This is a genomic window from Streptomyces sp. NPDC052040, from assembly GCF_044548405.1.
In the GTDB taxonomy this organism is placed as follows: Bacteria; Actinomycetota; Actinomycetes; order Streptomycetales; family Streptomycetaceae; genus Streptomyces.
Genome location: NZ_JBIUBV010000001.1, coordinates 1431063 through 1441173, shown reverse-complemented (window position 1 = coordinate 1441173; position 10111 = coordinate 1431063). Strand labels below are relative to the sequence as shown.

At 72.2% G+C, this 10111-nt stretch carries 12 protein-coding genes and 1 pseudogene; 6 read left to right on the top strand and 7 right to left on the bottom strand.

Annotation, left to right across the window (positions count from 1 at the left end):
* Positions 1 to 616: maltotransferase domain-containing protein (locus tag ACIHAA_RS06135; RefSeq protein ID WP_399813654.1), on the bottom strand; the 616-nt coding region annotated here is incomplete at its 3' end.
* Positions 617 to 675: 59 nt separating this feature from the next.
* Positions 676 to 909, bottom strand: a complete 234-nt coding sequence (locus ACIHAA_RS06130) for a DUF5133 domain-containing protein (protein ID WP_399813653.1) — start codon at positions 907 to 909, stop codon at positions 676 to 678.
* Positions 910 to 1233: 324 nt separating this feature from the next.
* On the opposite strand from ACIHAA_RS06130, the gene ACIHAA_RS06125 reads away from it, so the two are divergent.
* Positions 1234 to 1761: a pep a2 gene (locus tag ACIHAA_RS06125; protein WP_399813651.1), complete on the top strand. Its 528-nt coding sequence runs from the start codon at positions 1234 to 1236 to the stop codon at positions 1759 to 1761.
* Positions 1762 to 1823: 62 nt separating this feature from the next.
* Here the strand turns inward: ACIHAA_RS06125 and ACIHAA_RS06120 are convergent, their stop codons facing one another.
* Positions 1824 to 2717 (bottom strand): NADP-dependent oxidoreductase, encoded by an 894-nt coding sequence (locus ACIHAA_RS06120; protein WP_399813650.1) that lies wholly within the window; start codon positions 2715 to 2717, stop codon positions 1824 to 1826.
* 70 nt (positions 2718 to 2787) lie between these two features.
* On the opposite strand from ACIHAA_RS06120, the gene ACIHAA_RS06115 reads away from it, so the two are divergent.
* Entirely contained in the window at positions 2788 to 3375 is a 588-nt protein-coding gene (locus ACIHAA_RS06115; protein WP_399813648.1) for a TetR/AcrR family transcriptional regulator, read from the top strand.
* Between the two features lie 86 nt (positions 3376 to 3461).
* Positions 3462 to 4082, top strand: coding sequence for an L-threonylcarbamoyladenylate synthase (locus tag ACIHAA_RS06110; RefSeq protein WP_399813646.1), 621 nt, complete (start codon positions 3462 to 3464; stop codon positions 4080 to 4082).
* A 30-nt stretch (positions 4083 to 4112) separates the two neighbouring features.
* Here the strand turns inward: ACIHAA_RS06110 and ACIHAA_RS06105 are convergent, their stop codons facing one another.
* The gene (locus tag ACIHAA_RS06105; RefSeq protein WP_399813645.1) at positions 4113 to 4988 is read right to left on the bottom strand and encodes a universal stress protein; all 876 of its coding nucleotides are present in this window, start codon (positions 4986 to 4988) and stop codon (positions 4113 to 4115) included.
* Positions 4989 to 5571: 583 nt separating this feature from the next.
* Here ACIHAA_RS06105 and ACIHAA_RS06100 point away from each other — a divergent pair.
* Both ACIHAA_RS06100 and ACIHAA_RS06095 read left to right on the top strand, forming a co-directional pair.
* A complete protein-coding gene (locus ACIHAA_RS06100; RefSeq protein ID WP_399813644.1) occupies positions 5572 to 6027 on the top strand; it encodes a Crp/Fnr family transcriptional regulator in 456 nt (151 codons plus the stop codon).
* A gap of 10 nt (positions 6028 to 6037) precedes the next feature.
* Positions 6038 to 6713 (top strand): annotated as a pseudogene (locus tag ACIHAA_RS06095) (CBS domain-containing protein).
* A gap of 9 nt (positions 6714 to 6722) precedes the next feature.
* Here the strand turns inward: ACIHAA_RS06095 and ACIHAA_RS06090 are convergent.
* Genes ACIHAA_RS06090 through ACIHAA_RS06080 form a run of 3 tightly spaced genes read right to left on the bottom strand, consistent with a single transcriptional unit; the run spans position 6723 to position 9380 of the window.
* Positions 6723 to 7589 (bottom strand): CBS domain-containing protein, encoded by an 867-nt coding sequence (locus tag ACIHAA_RS06090; protein ID WP_399813746.1) that lies wholly within the window; start codon positions 7587 to 7589, stop codon positions 6723 to 6725.
* Between the two features lie 23 nt (positions 7590 to 7612).
* Positions 7613 to 8290: a helix-turn-helix domain-containing protein gene (locus tag ACIHAA_RS06085; RefSeq protein ID WP_399813642.1), complete on the bottom strand. Its 678-nt coding sequence runs from the start codon at positions 8288 to 8290 to the stop codon at positions 7613 to 7615.
* Positions 8291 to 8309: 19 nt separating this feature from the next.
* Positions 8310 to 9380: a zinc-dependent alcohol dehydrogenase family protein gene (locus ACIHAA_RS06080; RefSeq protein WP_399813640.1), complete on the bottom strand. Its 1071-nt coding sequence runs from the start codon at positions 9378 to 9380 to the stop codon at positions 8310 to 8312.
* A gap of 541 nt (positions 9381 to 9921) precedes the next feature.
* On the opposite strand from ACIHAA_RS06080, the gene ACIHAA_RS06075 reads away from it, so the two are divergent.
* Positions 9922 to 10111 (top strand): PAS domain-containing protein (locus tag ACIHAA_RS06075; protein ID WP_399813639.1); only part of this gene is annotated, 190 nt, incomplete at its 3' end.

Genomic DNA, 10111 nt, shown 5'->3' with positions numbered 1-10111 from the left:
ACCCCAGCCCACCCGACGACGACACCAACTCCCGCAACGGAAACCGCCCCAACACCCCCACCACACCCGGCGCCAACGCCCCCGCCAACCGGGCGACCGGGGGCCTCGACTCGTCCCGCAGGGCGCGGACCGCCGACAGGACCTTCTCCCGCAGCGGTCCCTCCGGCACTCCGGCGGCCGCCCGCTCGTACAGGTCGGCGCCCTCCTCCAGGACCAGTCCGGTGTCGATACGGGACGGAACCTTGATCCGGGCGTGGCGGCGCCAGGTGGTGACGGGATCGCTCCACGCCTCCACGGCGTAGGTCCAGCGCCCGACCGACGTAGGTGTGACCTCGGCGCCCCAGCGGTCGGACCCCGGTTCCAGTTCGTGCATGGGTGTCCAGGGGCCGGGGCGGCCCTCCGGGTCGGTGAGGACGACATTGGCGCCGATCGCGCCCTGCCCCTCGGCGAAGACGGTGGCGGTGACCTGGAAGGTCTCGCCCTCCACGGCCTTGGCCGGGTGCCGCCCGCCGTCGACGGCGGGCCGGACGTCCAGGACCGGGATGCGCCCGGTCACGGGCTTCACTCCACCGGTGGCCGGGGTGTTCGGGTCCCGCGGTCTGGTCTCGGGTGCCATGGACTTCGCCTCCTCCGCCGTTCTCGAGCCTCGGTGAGCGCGGGCTCCGGGTCGTCGTCTCACTGCTGCGCACGGCTCCGGCCGGGAGTCCGCCGACGGCGGCTCAGATACAGCTCGGCGGCGTCCACGGCCTCGCGCGCACAGCGCTTCCCCATCAGCACGCACAGGGTGTAGCCCGTGCTTTCGAAGCTGCCGCGGACCGCGCTGTTGTCGGGGGACGCGAGCATCAGACGCTCCCAGGCCCGGTACTGCTCGAGGTGTCTGGCGACCTCGGCTCTGGCCGGCTGAAGCATGGCACGGTCACCTCCACTCTCAGCGCTGAGCACGGGTTCCGGAGGGTGCACAGGCGTGCCGTCCGGAGGGTGCGCGACAGCCGTGCACGGAGCGGGGGTGATCCGTCACGGCGATCGAGACCTTCACCCATGGTGCACGGTGCAACACGAAGCGTCCTGTTCAACCTTTGACCAGGGTGACGCGTGAGCTTCGTGTTGCACGAATGGAGTAGCGCTCGCACTCTGGTACTTACTCAGAAGCGATGAGTACTCACGCTTCGTAATCGGGGCTCGGCCTCCGGGCCGAGAAGGAGCGAAAGCTTCACCGGTGAGGAGCCAACGACAATGAAGACCGCAGCACCCTGCTACTACCACCTCGACGTGGAGCTCAGCCCGGAGCGCATCGGGCAGGTCCGGCGGATTCTGGCCGCCCACCTCCGGCACTGGGACCTCGAGATACTCGTCGAGCCCGTCGGCCAGTGCATGGATGCGCTGCTGCGCACCATCGACCGGCACGCGGCGGACAAGAACACCACGATCGAGATGTGGTGGAACGGTCAGCACCTCATCGCCGCGGTCCAGGACCCCGAAAGGGACATCCGGCCGCACTGCGAGCCAAGCGGCTGCCTGACCCAGATCGCCGCGCTCAGCAGCGGCTGGGGCTACTGCTCCACCCCGACCGGCGGCAAGATCGTCTGGTTCTCCCAGCGCGCCCGTTCCGGTGAACGATCCCCCCTCGTCCCGGTGGGCCCCTCGCCGAGCCTGCGCGAGACCCGCCCGCTCCCCCGGATGCTGCCCCTGGCCGCGGTGGCCACGGCCAGGAACCGCGAGGAGTCCGACGCCCTGCCGAGGCCGGTCCTGATCCCCGCCTAGCGGCCGGGCCGTTCCCTGCACGGTGGCACAGCGCCTTTCGGCGCCGCCGTGCAGGAAACGGGTCAGAGGACCAGCACCCGGCGTCCGCGCGTATGACCGGCCCGGCTGTCGATGTGGGCCGCCGCGGCCTCGGCGAGGGTGTACGTCTTCTCGACCGGGATGCGGAGCCTTCCCCGCGAGATGAGGCCGACGGCCTCGGTGAGCGCGTCCGGCACGCTCCCGGCCACGCCGGAGAACCGGACACCGAGTTCCGGCGCATCGAGATCGGCGATGGAGACGACCCTCTCCGGCGCCCCGGTCAGCTCGACGAGTTCACGGATGACGCCCGAGCCGGCCAGATCGAGGGCCGCGTCGACACGGCCGAGCCGCCGTACCCGCTCGACCCAGCCCTCGCCGTAGGTCGTGGCGAGGGCACCCAGGCTCCGCAGATAGCCCTGGTTCGCGGCCCCGGCCGTGCCGATCACGGTGATGCCGCGGTCGCGGGCGATCTGGAGCACCGCCGAACCGACTCCCCCGGACGCACCGCTGACCAGAAGCGTCTGTCCGGGCCGGACCTCCACCTCATGGAGGATGCGCAGCGCGGTCTCCACCACGGAGGGGTATCCGGCGGCCTCTTCGAACGTCAGCCCCTCGGGTATACGGGCCCAGGCCGACAGCACGGCGAACTCGGCGTAGGTACTGGAGCCTTCACCGAAGACATGGTCACCGGCCTCGACCCCTTCGACGCCCTCGCCGACCTCGTCCACCACCCCCGCGGCGTCCAGCCCGACTCCCGCAGGCAACTCGATGGGGTGGGCTTTGAGGACCTGGCCTTCACGGACCCTCCAGTCCACCGGGTTCACACCCGCCGCCCGTACGGCGATGCGTAACTGGCCGGGGCCAGCGTGGGGCTCCTCGGCATCGATGAGACGCAGGACCTCCGGACCGCCGAACTCGGCGAAGCTCACTTTCTTCATGCGGTGGACCGTAGCACTACCGGTTAGTGTTTTGTAACAGCTACGTCTCCGCATCTGATAGCGTGAGGGCATGACCGTGCCGCCCGGACGCCGTGAACGCAAAAAGGCCGCGACCCGCCAGAAGATCGCCGACACCGCCCTGCGGCTCTTCCTGGAACGCGGGTACGACGCGGTGGGTATCCGTGAAGTGGCCACGGAGGCCGACGTGGCCGTCACCACGCTCTTCTCCCACTTCGCCTCCAAAGAGGCCCTGGTGTTCGAGCAGGACGAGGACTTCGAACACCGCCTCACCCGGGCGGTCACCGGACGGGCGCCGCACGAGCCGCTCGTCCCCGCGCTCCAGCACGAGATCCGGGCCCTGGTGCGGCATTGCACAGGGGACGGCGCGGCCCCGGTCTGGCGCATGATCGACGCATCACCCGCGCTGCGGAAGTACGAGGAGTCCATGAGGCTGCGTCACGCGGAGACGCTGGCAGCGGCCATCGCCGGTGATCCCGGACTGCCGCAGACCGCGACGGCGGCCCGGACGCTCGCGAGGTTCGTGATCGACGCCTACGCCCTGGCCCGCGAGGCGGCCGACCCGGAAGCCGCACTGGACGAGATCTTCCAGATGATCGAGGCGGCCTGGGCGGCCGCGGAACCTGCTCGGCACGCGTGAGGGCACGAGCACCCGGATGAGCCGTGCGGGGGTCCGGCACGGGCTCTGCGTGGACAGGGTGGGGGTGTGTGATCGAGACTCGGCGGGTGGCAAGGTACTACGACGTTCATCCAGACAATCCGCAGGCGCGCACGATCGGCCAGGTCGCCGACTCCATCCGTGAGGACGGGCTCGTGGTGTATCCGACGGACTCCTGCTTCGCGCTGGGGTGCCGGCTGGGGAGCCGCGACGGCATCGACCGCATCCGCACCATCCGCCAACTCGACGACCGCCATCACTTCACCCTGGTGTGCCAGGACTTCGCGCAGCTGGGCCAGTTCGTACAGGTCGACAAGGACGTGTTCCGCGCGATCAAGGCCTCGACGCCGGGCAGTTACACCTTCATCCTGCCCGCGACCCGTGAGGTCCCGCGCAAGCTGCTGCATCCGAAGAAGAAGACGGTCGGTGTCCGGATTCCCGACCATGTGGTGGCGCAGGCGCTGGTGGCCGAGTTGGGCGAGCCGATCCTCTCCAGCACGCTGCTGCTGCCGGGCGAGGAGGAGCCCATGACGCAGGGCTGGGAGATCAAGGAGCGGCTCGACCATGTCGTGGACGCCGTGGTCGACTCCGGCGACTGCGGTACGGAACCGACGACGGTGATCGACTTCTCGGAAGGTGTGCCGGAGATCGTACGCAAGGGGGCGGGCGACACCTCGCGGTTCGAGTGAGGGTGACGGCGGTGGCCGGGGCGCGGGGGCTCACTCCTGCTGGGGGACGATGGCGACCGGGCAGTCCGCGTGGTGCAGCAGGGTGTGGCCCACGCGGCCGAGTTGCAGGCCGAAGTGGCCCCTTCTCCGCCGTGCACCGATGATCACCAGGTCGGCGGCCGCCGACCGCTTCAGCAGCACCGTACGGGCCGGTCCCTCGGCGGTCGCCGGGCGCACCCGGACCGCCGGGTGGGCGGCCGCGGGCTCCCGCAGGAGGGCGTCGAGCAGCAGGGACGCCCGCTGCTCGTGCAGGCGTACCGGCACTCCGGCGGGCGCGAGATGGTCGATGGTCTCGTGCGTGGGGCGGCGCCAGGACCGTACGACATCGAGGACGCAGTCGCGCGCCTCGGCCTCGCGGAAGGCGAACCGCACCGCCTCGGCCGTGGACGCCGGGTCCCCCGCCCCCAGCAGGATCCGCTCGTGCGCGCCGCTCAGCGCCGCCTGGTCGCCGCGGACGACGATCACGGGGCAGTGGGCCCGCGCGGCCACGGCCAGGCCGACCGAGCCGAGGAGCAGTCCCCGCAGGCCGCCCCGCCCGCGGGAGCCGGTGATCAGGGTCGCCGCGCTCTGCCCCTCGTGCAGCAGCGCGGACACCGCGTCCTCGGGCAGGACGTCCGTGGTGACCCGCACCGCGGGACGGCGGCGGCGGGCGCGTTCGGCCGCCGACTCGGCGACATCGCCCACCCGGGCCTCCTCCGCCCGGTGTTCGGGGTCGTCCGACGGCGACCCGCCCTCGTAGCGTTCCCACAGGGAGGCGTAGACCAGCCGGAGCGGCAGCCCGTGCCGGTGCGCCTCGTCGACGGCCCAGTCGACCGCGGCGAGGCTGGGCTCCGATCCGTCGACGCCCACGACCAGGGGCAGATCCATCCTTCCCACCGCCTTCCGCACGGCTGCGGCGGTGCGCAGCGCGGAGCGTCTCCTTTCACCATCGCACCGCGGAGCGGTTCGGCAGAGGGTCCGGGCGGGTCTTCTTCGGGGATCTGTGGCCCCGGCCCCCAGACCTGGCGGTTCCGCCGCTCGCGTGGTGTCCTGAAGGGGACGGGAAGGACCCGGGAACGACGCGGAGCAGCGGCCGGCGGCCGCGCACCACGCAATCAGGATCCGCGAGAAGCGGATGGGGCCCTTCCCGCCTCGTCATGGCGTGCCGGTCGGGCCGCCGGACGACCCCGGGAGCCGTGGGCGGGCCCGGGGCCGGGCGCGGGCGTGCGCTCCGGGAGGAGTGCACATCCCTGTCCTGACCGCGGGAGCGTCCCCGGGGATCGTTCGGTCCCGTGCCGGGGCCGAACGACCCCCTGCCGGGACCGGGCGGCCCGTGGCGCGGCACGCGGTGCACGGCGACGCTGAAGACAGGATTCCCACGGTCCGCCGCCGAGCGCGGGAGGAGGCCCCCCGGCCGTGCGAAGGCTCCGCCGACCGGCCCCCGGCGACCGCAACGAAAGGACTCGGAGCGATGACCTCTGCCACCACCATGACCGCGGCCCTGCCGCTCGTGCACCGCGAGCGGCTGATGCAGATCGCCGAACAGGTCTCGTTCCCCGAGGGCACCCGGCTGTTCGAGGAGGGCCGGCACGCGGACCGGTTCTGGATCGTGCGGACGGGCACCGTGGCGCTCGATCTGCATGTGCCCGGGCGCCGGGCCGCCGTCATCGAGTCGCTCGGCCACGGTGAACTGATCGGCTGGTCCTGGCACTTCACCCCCCATGTGTGGCAGTTGGGCGCCGAGGCGACGACTCCGGTGCGGGCCTGGGAGTTCGACGCCGTGACGGTACGGGCGATGTGCGACGCGGACTCCGAGTTCGGCCGGGCGATCGCCACCTGGGTCGGCCGCGTACTGGCCCACCGGCTGCACGCGGCCCGCACCCGGCTGCTCGACCTGTACGCCCCGTACGGCAGCGGAGAGCGCTGAGGAGGATGCCATGGCCGAGAGCCCGCACCAGGTGGGCGACGTCATGACCCGCGCCGTCGTCGCCGTGGCCCCGGACGCCCCGTTCCAGGAGGTCGTCGGGCTGATGGAACGGTGGAAGGTGAGCGCCCTGCCGGTGGTGGAGGAGCACCGGGTCGTGGGTGTCGTCTCCGAGGCCGATCTGCTGGCCGGGAAGGCCGACCAGGAGAGAGGTCCCGGCCGGTACGCCCGGGCGCACCGGCGGTCCGTTCCGGTCGGAGCCGGACCGGCGGAGGCGGCCGCTGCCGGGGCCGGCCCGGTCACGGCGGGCGAGTTGATGTCCGCGCCCGCGGTCACCGTGCACGCCGGGAGCAGCCTCGCCCGGGCCGCGCGGATCATGGCGCAGCGCGGTTTCACCCGGCTTCCCGTCGTCGACGAGGGGGGGGCTGCTGGAGGGCGTGGTCAGCCGGGCGGACCTGCTGAAGGTGTTCCTGCGGCCCGACAACGACATCGCCGACGAGGTGCGGCGCGACATCGTGGACATCCTGTTCCCGGCCCCGGTGGAGCCCATCCATGTGATGGTGACCGAGGGGGTCATCACTCTCACCGGGAAGGTCCAGGACACCCCCCTGATCCCGGTGGCGGTGCGGCTGGCCCGGGCGGTGGAGGGTGTGGTCGATGTGGACTGCCATCTGACCGGCGCGGAGTGACGGGAGCGGTCAGGAAAGGCTTCCGGCGCCCCTCATGCCGTGTGCCGCGTCGTCCGCGGGCAGGTCGGGGTCGAGGTCCGGACGGCGGGGCGGGCCCGCGAGTGCGCATTCCACGTCCACCACGCCCTCGACGCCCCGTACCAGGCGGGTCACCACGGGCACCAGTGAGGTGTCCGGGATACGACCGGTGAGTCTGACGACTCCGTCGTGCACCTCCACGCGGACCGGCTCGCGCGATTCCGGACCGCGGCGCTTCGGTGGGGCCGATGCCGGTGATGCCGGCTCGGGTGGAGCCGATTCCGGCGGGGCCGGTTCGGGTGAGGCCGGTTCCGGTGAGGCCGGTTCGGGTGAGGCCGGTTCCGGTGAGGCCGGTTCGGGCGGGGCCGGGAAGAGATGGGCCACGATCTCGTCGCGGACCTCCTCGGCGATGTCCTCGTCGTCCCTCAGGAACACCTTCAGCAGGTCCGAACGGCTGACGATGCCGAGCAGCGCGCCGTCGTCGCTGACCACGGGCAGCCGCTTGACCCCGGACCGGGCCATGGTCCGGGCGGCCTGCCCGAGGGTCGCACCGGCGCCGACGGTGACGGCCGGGGCGGTCATCAGCTCCTCGGCGGTCACCGCACCGGCCTTGACCAGGTCGGACAGCCGCTCCAGCCGGGCCCGGCGGTCGTGGTCGCCGTCGCGGTACTCCTCCTTGCGCAGCAGGTCCGCCTCCGAGACCACGCCCACGACCCGGTTCTCCTCCTCCACCACGGGCAGGGCACTGACCTTCCACTGCCGCATGGCCTTGACGATGTCCTTGAACGTCGCCGTGCGCCCGAGCGCGACGACCGTGCGGGTCATCACGTCGCCCACGAGGCGGGGGGTGCCGTGCATGGTGTCCTCCGGAGGAGCTGGGGTCATACGGTGATGCGACGCCCGGTGATGCTGAAGGTGTCGATCCGGATCCACAGGTCCCGCTGCCCGCCCGCCCACGGCTCGCTGTACGCCGCCTCCTCCAGCCGCCGTACGGAGTCCGGGTCGGTCACCGTACCGGCGTGACCGCGCACCAGGACGCTCCAGCCCTGGCTGAACGAGGCGTCGATGCGGTCGACCTCGAAGGCCACCTGAGTGCCGGACGCCTGGGACGGCACGGTGCCCGGGGCGGTCCTGAAGACCACCGCGCCGTCGATCACGGTGTAGTTCACGGGGACGATCTCCGGGCCCGAGGCGGTCGGCACCGCCAGGCGTCCCACACCGTGCGAGGAGAGCAGGTCGCGGCACTCCCGGACGGTGATCTCGGAGAACCTGGGGTGCCCTGCCGCCTGGCCCAGCCCGGGCGGCAGCTCGACATCGCCGCCGGTCAGCTCCAGCACCGTGGTCTCCAGTGCTCCGGCCAGTCTGAGCAGGGTGCTCACGCCCGGGGCGGCGGTGGGCTGCTCCTCCAGGTACTGGAGGTAGCTGGGCGCCATGCCGGCCCGGGCGGCGGCCTCGCAGCGGGACAGACCGAGTTCTTCCCGCCGCAGGGCGAGTCTGCGGCCCAGAGCGCCCGCGGGATGGCCTTCCTCCGCCGTGTTCGACGATCCCTGTACGGCCATGACCGGTCACTCCTTCTGCTCACGCCGCCCGGACGGGGACGACTTCGTGCTGCTGGCCGCCGAGTACCACCTTGAGCGCGCCGGTGTCGGCGCCCCGGCCGAAGACGTCGTAGGCCTCTTCCATGTGGTCCAGCGGGAAGGTGTGCGTGACCAGGGACGAGGTGGGCAGCCGGCCGGCGGCCGCCATCCGCAGCAGGGTGGGCGTGGAGTAGGTGTCGACCAGGCCGGTGGTGAGGGTGATGTCCTTGCTCCAGAGGTCTTCCAGATGGAGGGTGACGGGCCTGCCGTGGACGCCGATGTTGGCCACATGGCCGCCGGGGCGCACCATCCGGGTGCACAGCTCGAAGCTCTCCGGCACCCCGACCGCCTCGATGACCACGTCGGCGCCGAGCCCGTCGGTGAGGTCCGCGACCAGTTGCCCGGGGTCCTGGGACGCGTCGGCGAGGGCGTCGGCGCCGAGGTGCTTCGCGGCGTCCAGCCGGGTCGCGGCCAGGTCGACGGCGATGATGCGTTCGGGGGCGAACAGCCGGGCCGTGGCGATCGCCGCGAGCCCGATGGGCCCGGCGCCTACGACGGCGACGGTGTCTCCGGGGCGTACATGTCCGTTGAGCACGCCGACCTCGTAGGCGGTGGGAAAGATGTCCGCGAGGAGTACGGCGTCCTTGGCGTCCAGAGTGCCCGGCAGCGGGTGGAGGGACAGGTCCGCGAAGGGGACCCGCACGTACTCGGCCTGGGTGCCGTCGATCAGGCGGCCGAGGATCCAGCCCCCGCCGCCGCGGCACTGGCCGTAGGTGCGCTCCCAGCAGTAGCCGCACCGTCCGCACGCGGTGATGCAGGAGACCAGGACGCGGTCGCCGGGCCGTACGGAGTGCACATCGGCGGCGGTCTCGACGACCTCGCCGACCGCCTCGTGCCCGAGCACGGTGCCGGGGCGGGTCTCGGGTACGTCGCCCTTGAGGATGTGCAGGTCCGTCCCGCAGATGGTGACGGTGTCGACCCGGACGATCGCGTCGGTGGGCTCCTCGATGCCGGGGTCCGGTACCTCCTCCCAGGAGGCCCGGCCGGTGCCGTGGAAGACAAAGCCCTTCATGGCGTTCCTCCCTTCCCGTCCTCGGACCGGCGGGGCCGGGACGCGTGGAAGCCGTGGGGCCGCGCATCCGGCAGGATGCGGACTCCGGCAGTCCGACAGACCGGGGCACTCCCGCACACAGGCGTATACGGGTGCGGACATCGCCCTCCTGTCCAGCTTGTCCGATCCGCTCGGGTTTTGCTTGGGCCGGTCGGCCCTGATGGCGCCCGGCAGGGGCCGCGAGGGGGCTTCGACCTGCACTCCGGCCCGCCGGGACGACAATCCGCTCACCTCTGCCGCCGGAGCGTGAGCGGCCCGGCGGCCCGAAACCCGGATGCCCCGCCCTGGCCGGATCCCCCCTCGCCGCCTCCGGGACGGTCCCGTGACGGCCCCTTGCCGCCCCCAGGGCGGGCGGACACGGTCCGGCAGCGGTCAGCGGGCGGCGGCACCGGACAGGTTCGGCCGTTGTCGGGCCACTAACCGACATGCCCCGCCGGGGCCGTCCGGCATGCGCTGGGATGGCCCGATTCCGGTGAATCGAGCCCTGGGGGCGGGGATGGAAATGAGCGACGTGGCCGAACCGCTGCCACCGCGTGCCGTCGATGCGGACCTGCGGGAGACATGCACCTGCGGCAGTACGGTCCATATCGGCCCGAAGGCCGCCGAAGAAAGGTTCCGGGGGCTGCTGGAGGCGGCACCCGACGCCATGGTCATCGTCGACGACACCGGCACCATCCGACTCGTCAACGCCC